At 59.4% G+C, this 23,361-nt stretch carries 18 protein-coding genes; 10 read left to right on the forward strand and 8 right to left on the reverse strand.

All coding sequences use genetic code 11. The annotated features are described in order from the left end of the window. Window positions 1-2: 2 nt before the first annotated feature. From ACS8Y6_RS17735 to ACS8Y6_RS17745, 3 genes are all read right to left on the reverse strand, one after another. Window positions 3-548 (reverse strand): hypothetical protein, encoded by a 546-nt coding sequence (locus tag ACS8Y6_RS17735; RefSeq protein WP_440856187.1) that lies wholly within the window; start codon window positions 546-548, stop codon window positions 3-5. Between the two features lie 202 nt (window positions 549-750). Beyond that, window positions 751-927 (reverse strand): hypothetical protein, encoded by a 177-nt coding sequence (locus ACS8Y6_RS17740; RefSeq protein ID WP_440856188.1) that lies wholly within the window; start codon window positions 925-927, stop codon window positions 751-753. A gap of 206 nt (window positions 928-1,133) precedes the next feature. Further along, window positions 1,134-1,862, reverse strand: a complete 729-nt coding sequence (locus ACS8Y6_RS17745) for a Crp/Fnr family transcriptional regulator (RefSeq protein WP_440850666.1) — start codon at window positions 1,860-1,862, stop codon at window positions 1,134-1,136. Between the two features lie 471 nt (window positions 1,863-2,333). On the opposite strand from ACS8Y6_RS17745, the gene ftsH reads away from it, so the two are divergent. From ftsH to ACS8Y6_RS17760, 3 genes are all read left to right on the forward strand, one after another. Continuing rightward, window positions 2,334-4,190 (forward strand): ATP-dependent zinc metalloprotease FtsH, encoded by a 1,857-nt coding sequence (gene ftsH, locus ACS8Y6_RS17750; RefSeq protein WP_440850658.1) that lies wholly within the window; start codon window positions 2,334-2,336, stop codon window positions 4,188-4,190. A gap of 126 nt (window positions 4,191-4,316) precedes the next feature. Beyond that, entirely contained in the window at window positions 4,317-5,186 is an 870-nt protein-coding gene (locus ACS8Y6_RS17755; RefSeq protein WP_440850659.1) for an ADP-polyphosphate phosphotransferase, read from the forward strand. Window positions 5,187-5,257: 71 nt separating this feature from the next. Continuing rightward, window positions 5,258-6,580: a cation:proton antiporter gene (locus tag ACS8Y6_RS17760; RefSeq protein ID WP_440850660.1), complete on the forward strand. Its 1,323-nt coding sequence runs from the start codon at window positions 5,258-5,260 to the stop codon at window positions 6,578-6,580. Window positions 6,581-6,796: 216 nt separating this feature from the next. Here the strand turns inward: ACS8Y6_RS17760 and ACS8Y6_RS17765 are convergent, their stop codons facing one another. The 3 genes from ACS8Y6_RS17765 to ACS8Y6_RS17775 all read right to left on the reverse strand — a co-directional run bounded on the left by ACS8Y6_RS17765 (window position 6,797) and on the right by ACS8Y6_RS17775 (window position 8,714). Next, window positions 6,797-7,048, reverse strand: a complete 252-nt coding sequence (locus ACS8Y6_RS17765) for a BPSL0761 family protein (protein ID WP_440850661.1) — start codon at window positions 7,046-7,048, stop codon at window positions 6,797-6,799. 206 nt (window positions 7,049-7,254) lie between these two features. Then, window positions 7,255-8,016 carry a metallophosphoesterase gene (locus ACS8Y6_RS17770; RefSeq protein WP_440851762.1) on the reverse strand — a complete coding sequence of 254 codons (762 nt, stop codon included), beginning with the start codon at window positions 8,014-8,016 and terminating at the stop codon, window positions 7,255-7,257. Next, the gene (locus ACS8Y6_RS17775) at window positions 8,013-8,714 is read right to left on the reverse strand and encodes a hypothetical protein (protein WP_440856189.1); all 702 of its coding nucleotides are present in this window, start codon (window positions 8,712-8,714) and stop codon (window positions 8,013-8,015) included. Before ACS8Y6_RS17775 ends, ACS8Y6_RS17770 begins: the two co-directional genes overlap by 4 nt. A 99-nt stretch (window positions 8,715-8,813) precedes the next feature. Here ACS8Y6_RS17775 and ACS8Y6_RS17780 point away from each other — a divergent pair, with 99 nt between their 5' ends. Further along, on the forward strand, window positions 8,814-9,764 hold the full coding sequence (locus ACS8Y6_RS17780; protein WP_440851751.1) for an IS1595 family transposase: 951 nt from the start codon (window positions 8,814-8,816) through the stop codon (window positions 9,762-9,764). Window positions 9,765-10,342: 578 nt separating this feature from the next. Beyond that, on the forward strand, window positions 10,343-10,747 hold the full coding sequence (locus ACS8Y6_RS17785) for a hypothetical protein (RefSeq protein ID WP_440856190.1): 405 nt from the start codon (window positions 10,343-10,345) through the stop codon (window positions 10,745-10,747). 12 nt (window positions 10,748-10,759) lie between these two features. Here ACS8Y6_RS17785 and ACS8Y6_RS17790 read toward each other — a convergent pair whose 3' ends face one another. Both ACS8Y6_RS17790 and ACS8Y6_RS17795 read right to left on the reverse strand, forming a co-directional pair. Further along, on the reverse strand, window positions 10,760-16,030 hold the full coding sequence (locus ACS8Y6_RS17790) for a hypothetical protein (RefSeq protein WP_440851735.1): 5,271 nt from the start codon (window positions 16,028-16,030) through the stop codon (window positions 10,760-10,762). A gap of 521 nt (window positions 16,031-16,551) precedes the next feature. After that, the gene (locus ACS8Y6_RS17795; protein WP_440856191.1) at window positions 16,552-16,773 is read right to left on the reverse strand and encodes a helix-turn-helix domain-containing protein; all 222 of its coding nucleotides are present in this window, start codon (window positions 16,771-16,773) and stop codon (window positions 16,552-16,554) included. A gap of 128 nt (window positions 16,774-16,901) precedes the next feature. Here ACS8Y6_RS17795 and ACS8Y6_RS17800 point away from each other — a divergent pair, with 128 nt between their 5' ends. The 5 genes from ACS8Y6_RS17800 to ACS8Y6_RS17820 all read left to right on the forward strand — a co-directional run bounded on the left by ACS8Y6_RS17800 (window position 16,902) and on the right by ACS8Y6_RS17820 (window position 22,278). Next, entirely contained in the window at window positions 16,902-17,213 is a 312-nt protein-coding gene (locus ACS8Y6_RS17800) for a hypothetical protein (protein WP_440856192.1), read from the forward strand. Continuing rightward, a complete protein-coding gene (locus ACS8Y6_RS17805; protein ID WP_440856196.1) occupies window positions 17,206-18,405 on the forward strand; it encodes an Arm DNA-binding domain-containing protein in 1,200 nt (399 codons plus the stop codon). The genes ACS8Y6_RS17800 and ACS8Y6_RS17805 overlap by 8 nt, the downstream gene beginning before the upstream one ends. Further along, window positions 18,402-19,379 carry an HD domain-containing protein gene (locus ACS8Y6_RS17810; protein ID WP_440856193.1) on the forward strand — a complete coding sequence of 326 codons (978 nt, stop codon included), beginning with the start codon at window positions 18,402-18,404 and terminating at the stop codon, window positions 19,377-19,379. Before ACS8Y6_RS17805 ends, ACS8Y6_RS17810 begins: the two co-directional genes overlap by 4 nt. Further along, on the forward strand, window positions 19,376-20,329 hold the full coding sequence (locus ACS8Y6_RS17815) for an AAA family ATPase (RefSeq protein WP_440856194.1): 954 nt from the start codon (window positions 19,376-19,378) through the stop codon (window positions 20,327-20,329). The genes ACS8Y6_RS17810 and ACS8Y6_RS17815 overlap by 4 nt, the downstream gene beginning before the upstream one ends. A 131-nt stretch (window positions 20,330-20,460) precedes the next feature. Next, entirely contained in the window at window positions 20,461-22,278 is a 1,818-nt protein-coding gene (locus ACS8Y6_RS17820) for an IS1634 family transposase (protein ID WP_440856195.1), read from the forward strand. Window positions 22,279-23,361: the final 1,083 nt, after the last annotated feature.

Raw genomic sequence — 23,361 nt, forward strand, 5'->3', positions numbered from 1 at the left:
TGCTACCGGCCAAAGTAGTTGTCGTCAGACCGGCCAGAGTAATTGTCGTCGTATAAGCTGCCGATGTCGACAATGACGTAGCGAACCGCCCAGCTGTGCTCATCGACCAGCAGTCCGCAAACATGGCCGACAGCACCGTCGCTGGCTTGGACGTGATAATCGATGATCGCTTTCGCGCTGCGCAGATGGTGGTCTTCATCATCTGTGTCGGCCAAGGCTTCATCATCTTCTACGCCGGCGCCCGCGAGCGTTATGCCTGCATACGGTGCGCCGCCCCAGAGCCCGGCGTCGCCCCAGTAAAACGGGAAGTTGTAATACGTCAGCAGCAGGGATTCGTGTTGGCGCGACACCGGCTTGCGGGTGTCGATATCCGGGCTCTCCTTGACCTGAGCGCGGGTGATTGTGACCGGGAGTGTCTGATCGCGGGCCGGCGCTCGGCTGAGTGCTTGCGGCGAGATGAGGACCTCGCGACCGGACAGCCAGCCGCCCGTCGCCACCACGAAATAGCGCACGATCCAGGCCTGGTCGTCGAAATACAGATCGGCCACGTGGCCAACGGCGCCGTCGGTTGCCCAGAGGGCGTAGTGCTGCAGGTCTTTTAGGCTGTGTAACATGACCGTTTCTCCGGTGGGCCCGTAAATCCAACGCCGCGATATGCGAAAGGGATCGCGAATAATTCGCCGAGTCTTGCGGGCAGCGTGACGGCGGATAAACTCCAGATTGACGCATCCCGGCGCCCGCGTATGTTCATCAGCGCACAGACGCGCCGTCGCGGCGGCCGGAGCCAGGAATCTCCATACGCTCGTTGGCGATGCCGTCAGATGGACAGGTGAATTTGCTGTAGCCGAAACGATCCGGGACAGCTTCTGAAAGCGTTTGAGCGCTGAGCCTTGGCGAGCCGGGTCGGCGGTTCAGCTCTTTCATCATAAAAAGAACCCGCTGGCGAGGGGGCGCCAACGGGTAAGGACTGAATCCGCGGGGAGCAGAGGCCTCAGGGAGGGGGCGAGGCAATCGATGCTCAAGGGGTTGGAAAGCGAATCCAGTACTCGATCATGATGCGAGCGCGACGCGGCTTCGTCCGTGCGGTGTCGCACGCATGCGAGACGCGATGCTCAATCGCATGAAGGCGGGCTCTAGCGTTGGCCCGTCGGTAGCACGTAAGGCAGCAGGCGATCGGTTTCCTTCTTCACCACGGCGTAGCACTCGCAGCTCAGCTGTTCGAGTCTGGGCCGGTCCAGCACGGTTATCCGGCCGCGCTTGTACTCGATGACGCCCAGTGCCTGCAGCTTGCCGGCCGCCTCGGTGACACCTTCGCGGCGTACTCCGAGCATGTTGGCGATCAGTTCCTGGGTCATCGTCAGCTTATTGCTCGGCAGCCGGTCCAGCGACAGCAACAGCCAGCGACACAGCTGCTGATCGATCGAATGATGGCGGTTGCATACCGCAGTCTGAGCCATCTGTGTGATCAGGGCCTGGGTGTAGCGCAGCATCAGATGGTGCAGATCGCCGTGGCGGTTGAATTCGTCCTTGATGCGCTGCCCGGCCAACCGGTACGCGGAACCGCCACTCTGCAGAATGGCCCGGCTCGGTGTGCTCTCGCCGCCCATGAACAGCGCAATGCCCACCAGGCCTTCGTTACCCACGACTGAGATTTCGGCAGAGGCGCCGTTCTCCATGACATACAGCAGCGACACGATGCTGTCGGTCGGGAAATAGACATGGCGCAGCGCATCGCCCGGCTCGTAGAGGACCAGCCCCAGAGGCAGGGCCACCAGTTCCAGGTGCGGAAATATCCGCAATTGGAGATCGGTCGGCAGGGCCGCCAGCAGATGATTCTGTCGCGGACTTGGTGCTTCTGGCATGGCCATAAGGGGTTCCGCCTCGGTGGTGGACAACCGATTTCGCACGATTATCCGCCTATTTTCTGATCGGAACACGCGCATATGCGCCGTGTCAATGAGCGCTTTTGCGCGTCCGCGACCGCTGCAACGGCGTGTATTGCGGCGTTACGCGCGATAGCGAACAGACGCCTTGGCTTGTGGCCCGTAGCGTTGCCATACAGCAGAGCTGTGGTTGGTAGTGGCGCGTGGGGCAAACCGTTGGCAGGCCGAAAATTCAGGGATCGAAGCGCAACCATGCGTTGGGTGCTCGTTACGGCTCGCGCCCACAGTCAACCGAGCCGGCGAATACGAGCGAAGGCATTCTGTCGAGTCACTTCTGATGAGCCAACGGAAACGCGATACGCAGCAGGATGGCCAGCACTCCGTCATCCGTGGATCGGGTGACTGGCTGGTCAGGCCTACGGCCCCATAACGAGTGACGGAGTTCCGCTCATGAACAAATCAACGCAGATCTACTGGTTGTTTGCGCTGATTCCAATCATTGTGATTGTGCTGCTGCAAAGCTTGCAGGTCACGGGGCAGCAGTCCCAGGTTCTGGCCTACAGCGCGTTTCAGCATGAACTCGCGCAGGGTCATATCAAGAGCGTTATCGTCGGGGCCGATTCCATAACCGGCGAATTCACCCAAGCCCAGGACGGCAAGACCCGCTTTTCGACCGTACCGATACCGGCGGACCTGCGCGCCGAACTGGACAAGGCCGGCGTCCAATACAGCGGGGCGCCCGATCACACGCTGATCAGCACCATATTGTCCTGGGTGCTTCCGATGGCCTTGTTCGTGGGCGTGTGGTTTTTTCTCATGCGCCGCATGGGGGCCGGGCAGGGCGCGGGCGGCCTGATGCAGGTCGGCAAGAGCAAGGCCAAGATATATGTAGAAACCGACACCAAGGTGGGTTTCGACGATGTGGCCGGCGTTGATGAAGCCAAGGACGAACTCAAGGAGCTCATTGAGTTTCTCAAGGATCCCAAGCGCTACAGCACGCTTGGCGCGCATATGCCCAAGGGCGTGTTGCTGGTCGGCCCACCCGGCACCGGGAAGACCCTGCTCGCGAGGGCGGTCGCGGGCGAGGCCGAAGTGCCTTTCTTTTCCATCAGTGGTTCGGAGTTCGTGGAGATGTTCGTCGGTGTGGGGGCGGCGCGGGTACGCGATCTGTTTGTGCAGGCGCGGGCCAAGGCGCCGGCCATCATCTTCATCGACGAACTGGATGCGCTGGGCCGCGCCCGCGGTGCCTTCCCCCAGGCCGGCGGCCATGACGAACGCGAACAGACCCTCAACCAGCTGCTGGTCGAGCTCGACGGCTTCGATCCCAGCAAGGGCCTGGTGCTGATCGCGGCCACCAATCGCCCGGAGGTGCTCGACCCGGCCCTGCTACGGGCCGGTCGCTTCGATCGCCAGGTGCTGGTGGATCGACCGGACAAGCGTGGCCGGGTGCAGATCCTGGATGTGCACGCCAAGAAGATCCGGCTGGCCGTCGATGTGAACATCGAGGACGTCGCAGCGCTCACCACGGGTTTTACCGGCGCCGATCTGGCCAATCTGATCAACGAAGCCGCATTGTTAGCCACCCGCCGGCGCGCCGATGCCGTGACCATGGACGATTTCAACAACGCCATCGAGCGCATCGTCGCCGGCCTGGAAAAGAAGAACCGGCTTCTCAATCCCCGTGAACGTGAGATCGTTGCCCACCATGAGATCGGGCACGCGCTGATGACGCTGTTGCTGCCGGGCGTCGATCCGGTGCACAAGGTGTCCATCATTCCGCGCGGCATCGGTGCGCTCGGTTACACGTTACAGCGACCGACCGAGGATCGTTTCCTGATGACGCGGGAAGAGCTGGAAGACAAGATCGCCGTTCTGTTGGGTGGGCGCGCCGCCGAAAAACTGATCTACAACCATCTGTCCACCGGGGCGTCGGACGATCTATCCAAAGCGACGAGTATCGCCCGCAGCATGGTGGCGCGCTACGGCATGGACGCGAATCTGGGCTCTGTGACCTACGATACGGATCAGCCGACCTTTCTGGGCGGCTATGCGTCGACCGCCCAGCGGCCCATTAGCGAGCAGAGCGCCGAGGCAATTGACGCCGCCGTGCGCGAGATCATTCACGATGTCTTCGAGCGCGTGTATGCGGCTCTGAAACGAAACACCGCCGTGCTCAAGCGCTGTGCCGCCGAGCTGCTCGAGCATGAGACGCTGGAAGCGAGTGATCTGAAACGACTGGCGAGCGGGCTCGTGGTATCCGATGATCGGCTGGGGCGCCAACGCCTGAGTCTGGCTGCGACCGAGTGAGCGCGGTGGTGATTAGGCCGGGTCGATCTTCAGAACAACGCAAGTTCGTCCGATGAGAACCCATGCCGATGCGGAATAAGCTCTCACTGTTCAAACGATGGCAACACGGACGTCCGAGGCGGCGACATGAATATTGATCCGGGTGATTTTCGCGTTCCCGAGAGGGCAGTAGTCGATCTTGACCAGTGGCCGACACAGATCGAGCCCGTCTATGGTTCCAAGAAGAAATACCGCAAGCGGCTAAAGCAGAACGTAGCCGACCTCAGCGCCCAGCAGCAGCTGTTATATGCGTCGGATCGGCACGCCGTGCTGCTGATATTTCAGGCCATGGATGCAGCCGGCAAGGACGGGGCGATCCGACATGTGATGTCCGGGGTCAATCCGCAGGGCTGTCAGGTCTTTAGCTACCAACATCCGAGTGCCGCGGAACTGCAGCACGATTTCCTCTGGCGTTGTACCCGCGATCTGCCCGAGCGCGGCCGGATTGGCATCTTCAACCGCTCCTACTACGAAGAGGTGCTCATCGTGCGCGTCCATCCGGAGATCCTTCAAGGTGAAGGCCTGCCGGAGACTCCGCGCCACGAGACAACTCTCTGGGAACACCGATACCGCTCGATCCGCAATCTGGAGCGGCATCTGCATGCCAACGGTACCCGCATCATCAAGTTCTTCCTGCATCTGTCCCCGGAAGAACAGCGGAAACGTTTTCTCGCCCGGATCGATGACCCGGAAAAGAACTGGAAATTCAGCACGGCGGATATCGAGGAACGCAAGTTCTGGCCGCAGTACATGCAGGCCTATGGCCAGTGCCTGTCGGCCACCAGTACCGACCATGCGCCCTGGTATGTGGTGCCGGCCGACGACAAGCACAACGCACGGTTGATTATTTCCCGGATCGTGGTCGATACGTTGAAGAGCCTCGACCTGGCTTTTCCCGAGGTCAGTGATGAGCGCCGCGCCGAGCTGCAGACAATCCGCGAGCACCTGGCGACATAGCGGAGTCGGCCGATTGGCTGCCCCTAAGCGCGCGGGGGGGGTCTTGTCCACAGCCGTTGACCAGCCCGCCCATGACATCCGCCGAGACCTTCGAACCCGACACCAGCCGGCGCGACACAAGCGGCACGGCAGGGAGAAAAGCAACATTGACGCTGTTCCACGCTATCGGCCTGATTATCACCCTCGTTGCGCTGTTCGGTTATCTCAATAGTCGGTTCATTGGCCTGCCGGACGTCATCGGCATTACCGCGATCGGGCTTGTCGTCTCGGTCGCGGTGGCGATCATCGGTAGCCACAACCCGGCGGTGGCCCGCTGGGCACAGCAGGCGGTCGCCGAGATCGATTTCTCCAAGTTGGTGTTCGAGGGCATGCTCGGCATGCTGCTGTTCGCTGGCAGCCTGCACGTTGATATCAGCGGTATTCGTCAGGAGAAATGGATCATTCTGTTTCTCGCGACCGCAGGTGTGACGCTGTCCACCAGCCTGGTCGGGGGCGGTTTCTATGTCGGGGCCCACCTGCTGGGTTTCGGTCTGCCTCTGATCAGTTGTCTGTTGTTCGGCGCCCTGATTTCGCCGACCGATCCGATCGCGGTATTGGGCATCCTGCGGCGGGTGGGGGTGGCCAAGCGGCTGGAAGCGCGCATTGCTGGTGAGAGCCTGTTCAACGACGGCACCGCCGTGGTGCTGTTTCTGACGCTGCTCAATCTGGCCACCAGCCCCGAACCGGTCGCGCCCTCCGCCGTGACGCTGTTGCTTGTCGAGGCCGTGCTGGGTGGCGTTCTCATGGGGCTGGCCCTGGGCGCGCTCGGCAACTATGTGATGAAGGGGATCGATAGTTATCCGGTCGAAATCCTGATCACGTTTTCGATGGCGATCGCGGGCTATGCACTGGCCGATATGTTGCTTGCGTCGGCGCCGATCGCGGTGGTGGTCATGGGCCTGATGGTGGGCAATCAGGGCAAGACATCTGCCATGTCCGATCTCACCCGACATCACCTGTTTGCCTTCTGGGAGCTGCTCGACGAACTGCTCAATCTGTTGTTATTCGGTTTGATCGGCCTAGAGGTGATTGCGCTATCGTTATCGTTTGGCTCGTTGCTGCCGGGCCTGCTCGCGATTCCGATCGTGCTGCTGGCGCGTTGGATCAGCGTCGGCGTACCGATTACGGTCATGCGCGTATTCCATGTATTTACCCCGCACAGTATCAAAATCATGACTTGGGGAGGCCTGCGTGGCGGTATTTCGGTTGCCCTGGCGCTGTCGCTGCCGGATTTGTCGGGGCGCGAAACGATCGTGGCAGCCACCTATGAAGTAGTGATTTTCAGTATTCTTGTGCAGGCGTTAACCATGGGGCCGCTAGTGCGCCGCTTGGCGCGCGGCCCGAGAGCAAGTTGAACCGGATAGGAGTTAGAGAATCTGCCGTCAATTCGAGCTTAATGGTAGCGCTGGAGATGGTTGCACTGTTTCTACGTCATCTAGTGAACTTGTCCGGGTCCATTAGACACTTCTGGCCTGTGATTGGGTTCGAGATCGGCGCACTACTCAAATCGTGAGCAATGCTCGCCTGTCTACCCCGCTACACTGAGGAGATGTGTCAAGACCACGCCGACTTTAGTCATCGGATTCCTGATTTGAGTGCTCCTCATAAGCGAAGTAAGGCCGCGAACTGAATACCTGAAGCCAAGGAATCTTCTGCTCTAGAGCTTTTCCCGCCAAGCACATGTCATGCTTGCTGGGATAGTGGCGTAATAGAGCGCATGCTCTATTCCGGACATATTCAGGAAGCGTTTTGTCAACTTCAATGCTCCTCAAAAACTTTTCGGTCTCGATAACTGCGCGTGTTCTTTCGTACGGTAATGTCATGACTGCCTCCGTCCTAACTATGAATCGACAAGCGTTTTGTAAATATTCTGCGAACCTCGCGAAGAGGCCAAGAACAGTTGCCACCGAATACGTAATCCCCTCCGTCGCAGTTTGCTAGGCCGAGAGACGGTTGAAACGTCGATTCCTGTCACTGCCTAAGCTAGCTGAGCACGTCACAAATGCTGAAGCTTGAAAAATCGGATTTCTCACAAATCAATGACTAGCGATGCATCGAAGCCCGCGTTTTCGTCTCGATAACCCCGCTGATTGCTGATAACCCGCGTGTTTCCTCGGTCGGTATCGACGGTGACGTCAGCAGAATAATGATTGTGGCCGTATATCCAGAGAGGCGCAGCCTCACCCATCAGATGTTCGAGATTCGAGTGAAAATAGGGCGTCAACGCATCACCGGAGCCGAACCGAGGATCGACAACGGCCCACGTCGGGGCAAAATGGGTAACGACCACGGCAGGGTCGTCGACGCACAGCCTCTGTTCGAGCCATTTCACGCTGTTAGCGTGCCATTCCGCCATGAGGCTGGGCGAGATGAGTTGGCCATAGTAGTGTCTGATTTCCGAAAAATCCGACACAACAGGGTGTGCAGCTCGAGCGGCATCGATCCAATTCAGGGGGCCAGAGCCAAAATCCGTCCACAGTGTGGAGCCTATGAACCGCTGGCCCCCGATTTGCACCTCGTCGTTTTCCAGCAGATGAACGCCGCGCTCATTGGCAAATTGCCGAGCGTTGTCTATGAACGCGGGCACGTGCTGGCCATAAAACTCGTGGTTTCCCAGCACGTAGACGACGGGTTTCGTAAACTCTCGGGCGGCCCATGCGATCCCCGTGGTGCTGGTGTGAATGTCGCCGGCCATGATCACGACGTCACAATCGACATCATCGCGTATTCGTGACTTTTCGGGTCGGCGATAAAATTCGAGATGCAGATCGCTGAGGATGCGCAGTTTCACTGAGTTATATCCGCTGCGTTCGTATTGTCGTGGAGCGGGTTATTCAGTGAATGCAATGCCCGTGACGCGGTGTTTGCGACCAATTCGAGAAATTTGCGTGTCTGATCGAGTTTGAGATTAACGACGTCTGTCGGCACGGGATTTTGGCGGAACGCCTCGCGGAATTCCTCAGCCACCTGGCTATCCAGTGTGACCCATTGCGTAGCCACCCGCAGCCGCCCCCGTTCGATATCGAACACCGTAATCACATCCGTCTCGGCCGGCGCGACCGGTGGTCGAATAGGCGCGGTAGGATCGTTTGCGACCAACGGTCGAGGTGAGTGTGGTCGCCCATCGATGAGGGTGTTGTCGGCGTAGGACGTCAGTTCGCGAATTTTTTGTTCTCGCGCTTCGGGTGTTTTCTCGTTGTTTACCGAATCCTGCGCGGCGCAATCGATCACTGCCGCGAGCTCCTCAGCCGGCGGAAGCAATCCTTGACTTCTATTTTTTTTGGATCCATCTACTTTTGACGCGCTGATCCTGAATCCAACGGCAATCTCCGGATCGTTTTCGTCGAAAATAGATTCGATCGATTCGAGCTTCAGTCCGGCCGATGCCGCTCGTGGACAGATAAATCGCTGCAGCTCGGCGAGGCGTTGTTTGAACATGGTGTAATGCGTTGGGGCAAACGCATACTCGGCAATGATCGATCCGGCCATATCAAATCCCATCTTGATTAGTTCGCAAACTCAGCGGGGTCACGATCTGACCCACCGGCTCGGGATAATAAAGCCATAACACCGATACGGAGGATCGTTATGGCAATGAATCGCGTGCAATTTCAACCCGGCCTGTCGATGGCCGAGTTCATCCAACGCTATGGCACCGAGGCCCAGTGCGAAGCCGCGTTGATCGAATCGCGCTGGCCGCAAGGATTCGTATGTCCCGCCTGTCGTTGTCATCTGCACACGACGTTCGAGCGCGCCGGCCGCACCCATTGGCAATGCCGTCGCTGCCGACATCAGACCACGGCCACCGCCGGAACGATCTTCGCGTCGACGAAGTTGCCGCTGACGACCTGGTTTCTGGCCATGCATTTGCTGACCCAGGCCAAGAACAACGTCTCGGCGCTTGAACTGATGCGCCATCTGGGCGTGGGCTATAGCGCGGCATGGCGGATCAAGCACAAGATCTTGCAGACCATGGCCGCGCGTGAATCGCGCCGTCAGTTGTCCGGGCGAGTCGAGATCGACGATGCCTATCTGGGCGGCGAACGGTCGGGCAAACGCGGGCGCGGCTCGCCCAACAAGGTGCCGTTCGTCATCGGCGTGTCCACCGTGGGCGACAACCAGCCGCACCAGGTCGCGATTCACTGCTTGCCGTTCACCAAAGACGCGATCAGTGCGTGGGCGAATACGGCGCTGCATGCCGATACGCAGGCCTGGTCGGACGGTCTGCCGGCCTTCGGTGCCCTGGCCGCGGAAGTGGCCGAACATCATCCCGTCGTCACCGGCTCGGGACGAGCCGCGGCGGAACACGCCGCATTCCGTTGTGTGAATATTGTGCTGGGTAATCTCAAGACCGCCATTGCCGGCACCTATCATGCATTCAACTTCGCCAAATACGCACCGCGCTACCTGGCGGAATTTCAGTATCGCTTCAATCGCCGCTATAACCTGCGCTCGATTTTGCCGCGATTGGTGCGCGCCGCTGCGTTGACAAGGCCTTGCGCCGAATCCGACTTGCGGCGGGCTGCGTTTGCGAACTAATCAAGAATCCCATTCGTAGCCGTGCCGTGTCCGGTTGAGACGTGGTGAACGAGGCGTGACCGATAAATTAGTATATATAAACAGTTAAGTAAAGAATGGAGTAAATACATCAAAATGATGTAAAAACTCACGAAATGATAAGCGATTATTCCTATCTAATCTTGGTATGCGTGTCGCAGATAGAATGGGTGCGAGATTGGGGGCCGCCGAGAGACATGCCTAAGCGATAATCTTTATATGGATGCGACCGCTGTGAGTATGAGATTGAACCCTCAAGGCTGAACAATGCTGCTGACAAATAGTTGCCGAAGAAGCAGTTTGCGTGTTCTTCGGTTTTACGCTCGAATTTTTGATGCTGATCTTTACGGCAAAAAGCGCGCACGCTCGCGGCAACAGCGGCTGGATTCGGGAAGTACTACAGCCGTTGTGTTATTTCACCCCAGCTTCGGTCGGAGACGCCGATTTCGCTGCGAGGTTTAGTGAGTCTCTATGGGGTGTTCGCTCGGGTTGCGGTATCGTGTCGATAGAAGCAAGGCGTATTGGCCGCTCGATCCTCTGCTCGATAGAAGGAGTGCGCGATGGACACAGGAGAAGGCCACCCACCGGACGGTTTAACGACTTTTGGCGCGGAAGCGTCCAGTCCTCACGAGATGGCGGCGGCGGCCAGTGTCGTGCTCGTTCGCGCCATGCCGGAGTGCTCGATCCCGGCAGACGACGTTGCCGCTATCCTGGGCGTGTCGCCCCGCTATGTTGATGAACTGGTTCGAGGAGAGCGAGTACTGGAGTTCGCCAGTTCACCGTACGAGAGGGCGGTGCTAATGATGCGTACTCTGGATGCTATCGCAGCGCTGTTTGGTCTCGATTCGGTGGCTGAAGTACTGCACGGGCCGTACGAGTGGCTGGGAGACCGGCCGCTTCATGCAATGCGCGATCCAGTCGCGCTGCGCGACATCACGCAATATTTCGAAGGCGGTTGTTGCTGACACCGCGGGCCGTCACGCTCGCTTCAGCCAGCTGATGGTGGCGATCACGAGCAAAATCAATTGACGGTCCGATTTCGGTACCTCAATCAGAGTGTAGGCCGCGTGATCGCCAACTCGCTCGGCGCGTTTGTGGCGCCCGACCACCGCCGCAAGACCCGCCGTCTCGACATCGAACGAGAGTGCCGGCTCTTCTGCAGCCAGATTGCGCAATAGCCAACGTCGTAGGCAGGTGCCCGTCAGCTCGTGTGCATCCAAAGACTCATCGATGCTACGGAGGATCAAGCCCAGATCATGAGATCGCGGAATTCTCTTATGACCGCGTGGACGGATCCTGCGGCCCGTCAGATAGCCGAGCCTGAAACCGCGATCACGTTCACTCAGTAGAGCCACGATTGCCTTGTACTGCTCGACGCGCATCCAGAGTTGGTTGGCGGCGGCATAGTCATCAACGCCCATGCGCACCGCCAATGCAATGCGCCCGGCGAGAGACGCTGTTAACTGAGATGTGTCGGACGAGGTAGTAGTAGTCGCGGGCGTTCGCGGGGCGTTAGCCGTCGTCTTCTCAACATACGGATGGACTTGGTTCGATATCCAGTCAGGTCGGAACCGCATGAGAAATGGGATATTTTCGACATGGGTGCCGCCGTGGTGTCCGCGCCATCGATCAATATCGCTAGCCCGGCGATCGAGCAATCGTGCCTCCGCTTGGCGAGCGAGGCCGCGCCACGGGCTAACTTGCCCATGGAGCAACGGGAGTGCGTGGGCATACCAAACCAGAGTCGTGATCGGGCTGCCGTGTCCCAGTTGTCGTGACAGGTAGCGGAATTGCAGACGCCGCGGAAGTTGGCCGAGCGAGATAATCCGAGCCTGCGTGTGCTCATAGAGCGTTACGGGCTTCAGGGAGGCGACCGGTTGCGCCATTCGAGCCGGGTGGGTGACCAGTACCGCAGTCGTCGCCATATTGTGTCGTGCAATGTGCCCGCGAGCGTAGGGGCCTTCGATACAGGACGATGCGGAAACACGAAACCCGCTCGCCATCATTCGGGCAATAGACGCGACTCCGGTTCCAACGTCGGGTGCCAACAGTAGGTCGCCCGTGTCAGCGACCCGTATGCCCAGCCGGCCCAGGAGCCCGCGAAGTCGTGCGGCGGCCTGAGTCTCCATCGGCGCGATAACGATCCGCCGACTCGCGACTGTTTTCAGCTGTCGGCGCTTGATCGGGTGGACATGAATGGAAAGTCGCTCGTCGTCGATCATTAGATCGCGAGACATTAATCCGGCGACCTCGCTCAATCGAAGACCGGAGTACATCTGAATCAGCGCGCCGGCTTCCCCGATGGTCGCGTGGTCGGCCCCGCTATCGAGCGAGAGCGAAGCAAGCGCGTGATCGGTCGTCGTCGCCAGCGCTGACTGAATCGCGGTCGTCTCTGTTTGACTGGAGAAATATCCGGGGTGGCGTTGTGTCTCGAATGCCAGGCCATCGAACGCTCGCGACAGATCAATCTCGACACCGACACGATCGAGCACATCGGAGAAGTGAGAGGCTGCCGATGCGACCGTGCTCGCCTTGGCCCGTCGCTCTCCGGATCTGGATTCGATCGCAATCTGCCGGAGTGCTCCTTCAATGTCCCAGGGATCAATGGCGTGTATGTCGCCGGCGCCGACGCCACGTATCAAGCGCGCGCCGAGGGTGGTCAGATAGTCGTAGGTGGAGGTGTCGGCCAGTCCGCGTTCATGGCGAAGGTAGACCACAAACGCGGCGAGGAGGGCGATCAGGCTCGATGAGCCGAACTCCAGGGCAAACCGTTCCTCCAGGTCGCGTAAGCGTCGTCGGTTGGCGGCCGTATCACGTCCGGCGGCGATTTCATACGCGAGGCGGCGTAGCTGCCGATACGCCGTCATCCCGTCGTTCCGCGTTAATGTCCGCTGGCCGGGTGATGCGCGCTTGCCAGAAAGGTGCTGTGGCACCGTCGCTGAGATATCCGCGGATATGAGCGGCGCGAAGCGCGTCAGGGCCGGGCCCACGCTATTAAGTATGCCGCGTTCCCAGGCACTCCGGGTGCCCGGTATGTGGCATTGGCGCCCCAGGCCGATCAGTAACAGTAGATCATCCAGTGGTAGCCGTGCCTCTGCCGGCCATAGGCCTTGCAACTCGGCTTGTTTGCGCAAAGCCGTGTCGATCTGCTTAAGCGTTGGCGGCGCGATGCGACGGCGACGCAGGTTGCCGAGAAGGGCCACTGCATCGCCGCTCACGAGCTGGCATTCGCGCTCTCCGTTCAGATTGCCTGACGCATCGAGAGGCACTTCAGCAATCAAGCCCGATTCAAATTGCTCGAAGGCATGCAGCGGCAGGTCCGGATCGAGGAGATGGAGGAGGCGGTCACTCGTGGTGCCTGCGCCGTAGCTGGCGAGAAGGATTGTCGTGGCCGCCAGGATGGCATGGTCATCGTCTGAGGCAACGCCGCGATCGAGAAGAGCCAAGGCCTGAGCCTCGACGGCGAGCGCCCAGCGCGATGCATCGAAATGAACGACATTGAAAGCGCTGTATGTGATGTTCGGGGTGCTCAACGGCGGTACGAACGGACGTCTCCGGGCCGGGCCATTGGTCATGGTGCGACGCCGATGCGCAACTAACGCCGATAGTTTGCTGCGCAAAGCTTGCTGTACACCCAGCGTCTCGGCCTGAGACTGGTTGAGGAGCTGCTGAATGGCGGCCGGCTCGATCAGCCACTCGTCGTCGGCGTTGGTTGGCGTGCGGCCGTCAAATGCATCGACTATTTCGGCGGCGCGCTGATTCTCGATCTCGGTCGGCTCATCCAGCTTCGTCTCTTGGCAGCCCCGACGTAGCGTCCGGAGCGTCTTGTAATCCGTAACGAGATCTTGAGCGCTTCGCGGTTCGAGTGGTGCCGGTGGGTCGTAGCGCCGGGCCGCACCGACGGTCCGAAACCCAAGCGCTTCGACGTAGCTTTGGAGATTCGCGGCGATCCGTTCGCCGAATTCCGCAGGGCAATCCGGATCGCAGGCATCGAATGGTGAGTCCCCGATGCTGTGCCCCATCTGCAAGGCGATATCAGACCCGGCGATACCGAATCGTCCGGCGTTGCTGGCAAACAGATGTCGCAGCAGCGGCATGGGAATGACCCATTCGGGCCACAATGCTTTCAGCCCATGGCGGGTCAATTCCGCATCTTTGGCGCCCACCGCATGCTCGCCACCTGTGAACCACAATGGGCCGGTGCCATCCAACGCCGCGCGTATTCGTTCAAGAAGCACGTCGTCGCTAACGCCGCGCTTGGCGAGCAGCCGTTCCGCGCGCTCAAGTTGTCGGAGATAGGCATGTAGCGTGTCGGTAAAGAGAGGCGGGAGGACGCAGACCCGGGCATCAAGCTCGGGATCCGTGGTTTTATCCCCGACAAGGCCGAGGCTCCATTGCGCGCCGCTTCCTGTGGGAGTCAGGACATCACGTCGAGTGACGGCCCCAATCGGTGCTGTGAACCGGTGAGCGGTGCAGACTCCGAAAAGGATTGCTAGGTATGCACCAAGCGCGTGGACGCCTTCGAGAACCGTGTCGGTGGGGGCCTTTCCCAATCGGACGGCGTCCTTGGTTCGGCTGCACAAAGACTCGATTGCGGTGCAGGCTGTCTCCCACCTAATGGCTGCACGCGGCGCGCCGATGAGCGAGTTATCTGATGTGCTCGGCTTTTCAGCGGGTATGCCCATTGCGCTGAGAGCGTCGCAATACGTGGAAACGAGTTCATGCGCCGACCTCGCGTAGTAATGGCTGGGCGCGCTCGAATGCTCAAGCGCTGAGCCCGAGAACCACTGTGCTTCACGAATATGACCCGTACGGACGAACGTTTGGACCGCCAAGGTGTGAATGGCGCGAGTCTCCGTGAACCGCGGGCAAACCTCCCGCAGCTGGCTTCTGAGGTCGGCCCATGCGCTCTCCCAGCCCGTATTGCGGCCGAGGTCAGTCAGCGCTTCGGCTGTGAGCGTCGCATGCAATACGGATAGCGCTCGCGATAGCGGCGGCGGCAACGGAAAGGATAATTTGAGGGACGTTCTGTGGAACCAATCCGAAGGCAGGTCGTTGAGCTCTGGCAGTGCCTGAAGGGTAGTCGCCCAGGAGTGGGTCGACAGACGCAGGGCTCCATCGACGGTCCCGGCGCTATCTTGAGCAAGATGCGCAATGGCGTATAAGCACTCAATCCGTCGTCGGCCGGTGACGAGCATCAGTGCCGCACAGAGCGCCGCCGCTTTATCCATGAGCGAGGCGAAATCGAGATCGAGCGCCGGAGTTAATGCGTTCCAGACTCGCTGAGTCTCGATCGTGGTCAGCGTACGATCCGTGTCGGGTAGCAAGACGCCTTCAAGGTGATGGCGTGTGGCCTGCTCAAACTCGAAGGCGGCGGTTGCCAATTTCTCGCCCGACGCTACCTCCAGAGGCTCATCGTCTTGCTGGAATAGATCGAGCGCGAAAGCTGGCTGAAACCCCTCGATATCCTCGGGCGGGATTTCGTCCGGCGGCGGGACATCAAGCGACGCTAATGGCGGTACGAAGTGGCGAACGCCAAATAGGCCACTTGGGCGAATAGGCGTTGCAGGACTGAGGCTCGAGGGCGGTGCCTGTCTGCGAGGTGTTCGTGGCGGGGAAGGCCGAGGTTCGGCGGGTTTAGTGGCATCAGGTCGTCGAAGCGCGCCGTCAGCAGGCAACATCGCCGCGTTGGCAAATTTCTCAGCGGCGTCGCCGTGTTCAGCTAAGTAGGGGGTAATGAGCCGGGCGAATTGAGCGACGCTGAGCTGGTCGCTCCATGCCTCGGCCAAGGCAGGTGATACGGCGTCGTCGAATTGCCTAGTCGGTTCCGTCGTTAAAACATCCCGAATTCGTCGCGCGGCTGAGCGCGTCGCCGTGTCGGCCAAGCCCTTCGTTATGACGCGTAGAAGAGCGGCTCGTAATATTCCGAGCGCCGCGTGCTCTCCTCTGCGCGGCACAAGAGCGCCATAGTAATAGGAGTAGGCGAGCACGCCAGCCAGCGGATGCATGCTGCCCCGCGCCCGACTCGGATCCCGGTGAAACTCGGAGTGGCAACCCTCGGCGACTTGGGCGAGTTGTTCTAGACGTTCGGATTCCCTATGCGAATAGTGGTGCTCGAGCAAGCTGACGCTGCGACGAATTTCACCGGCGACGAGCCGACCTTGCGGAATGTGTCCGTCGACAACGGCGAGTGCTGGATGCGTCAATTTGGAGACGCGAACACTGCGCTCGTTGATGACGAGGTCCATACTACGCTCGCGAGCAAATGCGGCTATACGGTCGTATTCGGGTTCCGAGGCTGAGCCCATCGTGGCGCCTTTTGCGTAGCAGGAACCGCAGTTCTCTGCGATGTTAATCGGCGCCAATGCGGCGTCTGCTACGAAAAAATATATCCTAAATTTTCACAGTAGCAACGATTTAAGATCTATTTATAGCTATGAAGAAATTTTAATGGCTATCAAAATGGTGCCACTAATTGCGGCTACGAACCGCAGTCGGGAGTTCGAATCTCTCCGGGCGCACCACTTGAAAAGACCAGAAGTCGTTTGGCTTCTGGTCTTTTTTTTGTGCGTTAACAACGCGCTAGCGTCTTTGGCCTCTCTGTTGAGTGAAAACGACTCGTGTGATGTATGAGGCGCCTGGGTGAGCCAGCTAGCACCCCGGGCCCTGTGCGGGCCAATCCAGGGCCAAGCTGAAACGTAACTGATTTCGAATAGATACCGAAATGACCGTAAGGCTCTGGGCCTCCTCATGATCGGAATCCGACTGCTTATTCAGGCACGCGCTTTAGCAGGTCTTGTACTTCGCACGCGAAATAGGCGCACAACCGATCGACGTTGTCCGTGCCCGTGTTGTAACCCCGCTCGTTCGCGATTTTCGACAACGTCGCTCTATGAATACCAGTCTCCTTAGCCACCTCGGCGAGTGTGATGACTCTGGACTCTTGGAACTCTTTTTCGGCGAGCAGTTCTTTAACCTTAAAGCGGATCACGCTAACGCTCCATACGTCGCGTAAACGCGACAAAAAGTGTTGACAAGCGACATAAGACGCGTAATATAGCCATCCAATGTCGCGTTAAAACGACATTGGATGGCTAGAAACAACCGATGGAGCCTAGTATGAACTATACCTACTTGACGACGGAAGCCTTGGCCGAGCGGATTCATTACGACGTTCGGACGATTCGCGACAGACTGAAGGATTCAGTTCTGCTGGAAGGCCGGCACTACTTCCGGCCTTTCGGCGGCCGGAAGATCTTATACATCTGGGAGACGATAGAGCGGGACATGAAGCAGCCCGCGCTTGAGATCGACTCAGTGACGCCCGGCACCTCCGGGTTGCCTCGCGATACAAAGGCACGGACGACCCAACCGGGAGCGGCAGCGAGCACCGGAATTCCGATGGCCGGTGGGGGCGTCTGCAATGGTTAATATTCGATGCCGAGAAGATACTGGCAAGCTCTTTTTCGACTTTAAGTATCGAGGTGTTCGGTGTCGCGAGTACACCGCTCTCGACGATACGAAGGCGAACCGAAAGCGAATGAAGTCGGTGGCCGACAAGATGGACGCGGAGATCACTCTTGGTACCTTCGAATATCGACAGTATTTCCCTGGCAGCAGACGCGCTGCCCGTTTCGACCGTAATGAGGTGTCGGCCTCGAGCGGCGCTGATTCAGCTGCGACTCCGGCGTTTCGCGATTTCGCCGACACCTGGTGGCGTGAGAACGAGATCCGCTGGCGCCGCCACACGCAACTCGGCAACCGAGCGGTCCTAAATCGTCATCTATTGCCCGCATTCGGTGACCGGCCAATCGGCGAGATCACCAAAGCCGACGTGCTGGCCTTCCGAGCCGAAGTTGCCCAGTGCGCGGGCCGTTCCGGCAATGCGACGCTATCGCCCAAGACCATCAATAACTTGATGGGCATCCTGAACATGATCATGACCGAGGCGGCCGATCGCTTCGAATTCCCGAATCCGGTTCAGAACATCAAGCGCCTGCGGCTGCAGCGCAAGGATATCCAGCCGTTCTCAATGGATGAGGCCCGGCTGATTCTGGATACCGTCCGGAGTGACTACAAGCCGTACTACACCCTGCGATTCTTCACCGGCATGCGAACCGGCGAGCTGCACGGCCTCAAATGGTCGCGGATCGATTGGGAGGCGCGTCAAATCCTCGTCCGGGAAACCATCGACAAGGGCATCGTCGACTACACCAAGACCGATGGCTCCCAGCGCGAGATCGCCATGTCGTCGGTCGTGTACGACGCCCTCAGGGCTCAGTTCGAGGTCACGGGCGAGGGCGAGTATGTCTTCGTCACCCGAGACGGCACGCCGCTCGACACCACCAATGTCACCCAGCGGGTCTGGTATCCGCTGCTGCGGTATCTGGAACTCGCGCCAAGGCGCCCGTACCACTGCCGGCATACCGCCGCGACACTCTGGCTGGCCGCCGGCGAGAATCCCGAATGGATCGCGCGTCAGATGGGGCATACCAACACCGAGATGCTGTTCCGCGTCTATTCGCGCTATGTCCCCAACCTCACCCGCCGGGACGGCAGCGCCTTCGACCGGTTCGTCACGAACGCGATCCATGGCGGGATGGAAGAGGAGGACCAGTCATGATCGCCATCGCTTCTCTCGCCACCCAATCCGGGGCCAGGGTGTCCGGCCTGTTCCGGCTGGTATCGGTCAAGCGCGCCCCGAACCCGGAACGAGGCGACCGAGCGCGGGTCACCATCGCCGACGCCACCGGGTTCGCACTCTGCGACGTGTCGCTCAGTGACGAGGGCTTTCTATGTCTGACCGACATCCGAACGCGCTTCGTGCGAATCGAAGGTCACGTTGTCTCCACGCCGAGCGACGTCGTCCAGATCGATACGCACCACATCGAAAAAGCCGCCAGGCCCGATCGTCCCAGCTGGCATCTGCTGTCCCGCACGTGGGTGCCCGCGGAAGGTGTGGCCGCTTTTGATCGGCTTGTCGCGCTACTGGATCGTCTGACGGATCCCCATGTCCGTGCGCTCGCTCATCGGCTGTTCCTGTCTCGGCGCATCGCCGAACCGTTTCTCTGTATGCCCGCGAGCCGGTCACATCACCACGCCGGCATCGGGGGACTGCTCATCCACAGCGTCGAATGCGCCGAGATGGCGGAATCGCTGGCGCGCTACGTCTTGCCCACCCACGAGCACGACCTCGCGGTCATGGGAGCCTTGCTTCACGACCTCGCCAAGATCCGCATCATGAAGTCCGGGCAGGTTGGTCAGCATGCCATTTACGGCGTTACCCAGGAGGCGTTAAACCTCGAATTGCTGGCGCCCTTCATGAGACGTCTCGATCGAGACTGGCCTGAGGGTGGGGCAGGGCTTCGAGAGATTCTGGCGCCGGCGCCTACGTATCGAAGCAACAGTTCGTCCCCGCTATTGGTCACCGATCTGGTCCGTTACATCGATCGACTGAGCTCAGGCGCTGAGATTCGAGCACAACGGTTTCGAGGCGCGCCGGCATGGCGCCACTGCGTGAGGACCGAGCAGGGCGCTCTGGTGAAACGCATCCTGCCGGCAGCAGGCATTGCAAAAAGCGTCGAGGTGTCGCCATGAGCACCGACTGCGATCAAACGTATAACGAGCTGTGGGACTTGGCGTTTGACGACATTCCAACGATCAAGCTGTTCGATCATGTCCAGCTGGAAAAAGCCCACGAGGCTGAATCAACCAACGCAGGGCGGCGTGACGCGTTGAGTCGATTACTCAAAAGCGGAGAGCATCGACGCTTAGCGATTGCCACGTCCGACATGATGAACACACTAGATGCGCTGCAGCGACGACAACCGAACTGCGCCAAGGTGATTGTCAGCATTCGTCGCCAGATCGCCCTTGGTCTGTTGACGGACTCGAGTGTATTGCGATTGTCGCCTCTGCTTCTTGATGGCCCACCTGGGATCGGAAAAACCCATTTCGCGTGCGCACTCGCTGAGGCTTTAGGCATGCCGCTGTTCGTGGTGAACTGCTCATCCGTCACCGCTAGCTTTGTTCTTGGTGGCAACAGCCCGAGTTGGGCGGGCAGTCGGCCGGGGAAGATCGTCGAGGCGTTGCGGGACAGTTCCGTTGGTAACCCGATCATCTTGCTCGATGAGGTAGACAAGCTACGTGGCGATCTCCGATTCGACGGATATGGCCCGCTATATCAGTTGCTCGAAGAGGACACGGCCGGAATATTCGAGGATGAACACATCGGTGTCCCAATCGATGCCTCGCGTATCCTTTGGTTGGCGACGTCGAACAACCCTCATATGTTGCCGGAACCTATCAGATCCCGGTTCGAAACATTGACAATCGATACGCCAATGTCAGATCACGCGAGTGCCATTACTCAGTCGGTCTACGACGACCTGCTCGCGCGTGAGAACGGTTGGGAAAAGCGGTTTTCTGCAACCCTACCGGCTGACGTCAAGCGAGCTCTATCCGGCGTGCCGCCGCGCGAGATCCGCCGCGTGCTGATGGGTGCTATCCCATCTTTACCAGCCCAGCCCGGAAAACCCTCGAAATAGGGCTATTTCCCCAATTCGGAAGTACGTAAGCTATTGATTATAGATATGTGGGATTCGAAAACTGCAAAGTAGTGCCATAATATTTTGATAGAATACCCACATCGGCTTGACGTTGTGCTACTGTCACGACCGTGTTCATTCGACGCACCACTTCGCGCAAGCTGGCCGACGGTACGTGTTACTACACGTACCGGCTGGTGGCGTCCGAGCGCGTCGGCGGCCAGGTGCGGCAACGGACCCTGCTGAACCTGGGCGCCCATTTTGCCTTGGAACGCGAACAATGGCCGCTGTTGTGTACGCGTATCGAACAGCTATTGGCGGCGCAACAGCAGACGTTGGCGCTGGGGTGCTTTGATGAGGCGCTCGAGGCCGAGGCGCAACGCATCGTGGCGCAGTGGCTGTTGGCACAGCCGGCATTGGCGCCCGATACAGCACAAGCCAAGCCGGATCTGCAGACCATCGACGTGAACTCGCTCGAATTGCGCCGGCCGCGGTCGGTGGGCGTGGAGCACTTGGGGCTGTGGGCGATGGCACAGGTGGACTTTGCCGGGCTATTGAGGCAGATGGGGCTCAACGGTCCCCAGCAGGCGGCCGTGGTGGGTTCGATTATCGGGCGCATGGCGGCGCCGGGCTCGGAGCAGGCGACGCATCGTTGGTTGCAAGACCAGAGTGCGCTGGGCGAGCTGATCGACTTCGACTACGAAGCCATGGGCGCCATGGCTTTGTACCGCGCCTCGGATCGACTGTATCGGCATCGCGACACACTGGAGCCGCAGCTATTTGAGCGCATCCGCGATCTGTTCGACTTTGCGTGTGTCATCACCCTCTATGATTTGACCCACACGTTTTTCGAAGGCGCAGCGGCGGGTAATCCAGACGCGCAACGGGGGCATTCCAAGGAAAAACGGACCGATTGCCCACTGCTGACGCTGGGCATGGTGCTCGACGGCAGCGGCTTTGTACGCCACTGCCAGGTATTGGCCGGCAACGTCGGCGAGAGCACGACTTTGAAGGATATGCTGGAGAAACTGGAGGCACCGCAACAGGCCCTGGTGGTCATGGACCGCGGCATTGCCACCCAGGCCAACCTCGATTGGCTGGTCGAAAACGGCTATCGCTATCTGGTGGTCAGTCGTGAACGGCCGCCCGATATCGACAGGGACGCCGCCACGGCGATCGAGACGGCTTCGGATCACGCGGTGTATGCACAAGCTGTCCCCTCTGACGATGGCACGGAAACGTTCTTGTATTGCTACTCCGAACAGCGAGCGAAGAAGGAGGACGGCATCAATCAGCGCTTCGTCGCGCGCTTTGAAGCGGCATTACAAAAAATGCATGACGGCCTGGCCAAACCGCGTACGACCAAGAAGATCGACAAGCTCTGGGAACGCATCGGTCGGCTCAAGGAAAAAAGCCACGGCATCGGTCAATACTATGATATTACCGTGGTGCCTGATGACCCGCACGTCAACGCGGTGGCCATCACTTGGCAACAGCGCCCGATCACGACTGGGCGTTTGGCCAACCCAGGCGTATACAGCCTGCGCACCAATGAAACAAACTGGGATGCCGACCGGCTTTGGCATACCTATGTCATGTTGACTGACCTGGAGGCCGTGTTTCGGTCACTGAAGTCCGAACTGGGCCTGCGTCCCATCTTTCATCACAAGCCCGAACGCAGTGCCGGTCACCTGTTCATTACGGTATTGGCGTATCAGTTCGTGCAGATCATTCGCCGCTGCCTGCGTGCCCAGGACATCCATGCCAGCTGGCAAACCCTACGCGACACCATGACTCCACAGCGCCGTGTCACGGTTACTTTCCGGCGTGAGGACGGCAAGACCTTGCATGTACGCAAGGCGACCCAAGCCGAGCCCAAGCAACGGGCCATTTACCGCGCGTTGGGAGCCCATATGGCACCCGGTGGCGTCCGCAAGATGATTCAATAAAGCACAAAATAAAACGAATGTAGTGCCCGAAGAAAATATTTAAGCCGTAACCCGCTGTTTGTAGGGATGGTTTATTCGGGGGTGATAAACTTAGGGTAGGAACACGGGCCGCGCGGTGCCGGTCAAGAACGCGGACCGGCGTCGCCGCGACGGTGGATTAACGCGCTCATCCAAGAGTTCGGCAGACCACCGGAATCGTTATGCCAGAGCCCCGATCGACGGAGCCGGCCCGCGCCGAGGAGGACGTCCACCTGAGCGATATCCAGGGGCGGCTCCAGCAAGGGCTGCGCGAGGCCAACGATCCGCTCGCGCGCTATGCTCGGGATGTCAAAGGTCAGAAGACCTACCTGTGGGAAAACCGCTCCGAGATGGGCCATATGGAGCAGGTCGCATCGCGCGAATCGGTGGAGCGGTCCACTGCCACCGCCGAAAACGTGCTGGCCTACAGGAAACAGCGGCAGAAGCTGGTGCACGCGCCGTATTTCGGGCGCTTCGACTTCGCGCGCGGGCGACGGCGAGGCCAAGGCAGTCTATATCGGCATTCATCATTTCCGCGACGCGGAGACGAGCGAAACCCGCGTCTACGACTGGCGTGCGCCGATCACCACCCTGTTACGGCGACAATAGTTCTGGCACGAGACCGGCCAGAATGGTTGACGTCGGACACTTCAGGTATTCCCAGAGGTGCTTCAATCGCTGTGCCAAGCCGCTTGGACGCTCTCTGCTCCGGATTCTTTGTTGCTTAAAAAGGTTCGTCGAGCAACCGCTTGGCCCGTTGCGAGGCACGCTCCAATAGTTCGAGAAACAATCGAGTCTGTTCAAGATCGAGTTGGCCATCCGAATTCGGCCACAGGTCGCTTTGCCGGATCGTCTCGCGCAGTTCCTCGGCGACTTGACTGGAGAGCGGTGTCCACCGCTTGCCGATATTGATGCGACCGCGCTCGATATCGAAAAGCTCGAGTCGCGTCGCTTCTTCGCCATCGGCAGGCGCGGGAAAGGGGGCGCTGGGGTCGTGAGGTGTGAGCGCCTATACGACGACAATTACTCTGGCCGGTCTGACGACAACTACTTTGGCCGGTAGCA

This window comes from Salinisphaera sp. RV14, from assembly GCF_052044135.1.
Taxonomy (GTDB): Bacteria; Pseudomonadota; Gammaproteobacteria; order Nevskiales; family Salinisphaeraceae; genus Salinisphaera.

Coding starts and splice junctions, on each gene's coding strand:
- ACS8Y6_RS17790 (WP_440851735.1), bottom strand. CDS start 16,030: ATGGACCTCGTCATCAACGAGCGCAGTGTTCGCGTCTCCAAATTGACG.
- ACS8Y6_RS17745 (WP_440850666.1), bottom strand. CDS start 1,862: ATGCCAGAAGCACCAAGTCCGCGACAGAATCATCTGCTGGCGGCCCTG.
- ACS8Y6_RS17755 (WP_440850659.1), top strand. CDS start 4,317: ATGAATATTGATCCGGGTGATTTTCGCGTTCCCGAGAGGGCAGTAGTC.
- ACS8Y6_RS17800 (WP_440856192.1), top strand. CDS start 16,902: ATGAACTATACCTACTTGACGACGGAAGCCTTGGCCGAGCGGATTCAT.
- ACS8Y6_RS17785 (WP_440856190.1), top strand. CDS start 10,343: ATGGACACAGGAGAAGGCCACCCACCGGACGGTTTAACGACTTTTGGC.
- ACS8Y6_RS17780 (WP_440851751.1), top strand. CDS start 8,814: ATGGCAATGAATCGCGTGCAATTTCAACCCGGCCTGTCGATGGCCGAG.
- ftsH (WP_440850658.1), top strand. CDS start 2,334: ATGAACAAATCAACGCAGATCTACTGGTTGTTTGCGCTGATTCCAATC.
- ACS8Y6_RS17740 (WP_440856188.1), bottom strand. CDS start 927: ATGATGAAAGAGCTGAACCGCCGACCCGGCTCGCCAAGGCTCAGCGCT.
- ACS8Y6_RS17760 (WP_440850660.1), top strand. CDS start 5,258: ATGACATCCGCCGAGACCTTCGAACCCGACACCAGCCGGCGCGACACA.
- ACS8Y6_RS17810 (WP_440856193.1), top strand. CDS start 18,402: ATGATCGCCATCGCTTCTCTCGCCACCCAATCCGGGGCCAGGGTGTCC.
- ACS8Y6_RS17805 (WP_440856196.1), top strand. CDS start 17,206: ATGGTTAATATTCGATGCCGAGAAGATACTGGCAAGCTCTTTTTCGAC.
- ACS8Y6_RS17765 (WP_440850661.1), bottom strand. CDS start 7,048: ATGACATTACCGTACGAAAGAACACGCGCAGTTATCGAGACCGAAAAG.
- ACS8Y6_RS17815 (WP_440856194.1), top strand. CDS start 19,376: ATGAGCACCGACTGCGATCAAACGTATAACGAGCTGTGGGACTTGGCG.
- ACS8Y6_RS17775 (WP_440856189.1), bottom strand. CDS start 8,714: ATGGCCGGATCGATCATTGCCGAGTATGCGTTTGCCCCAACGCATTAC.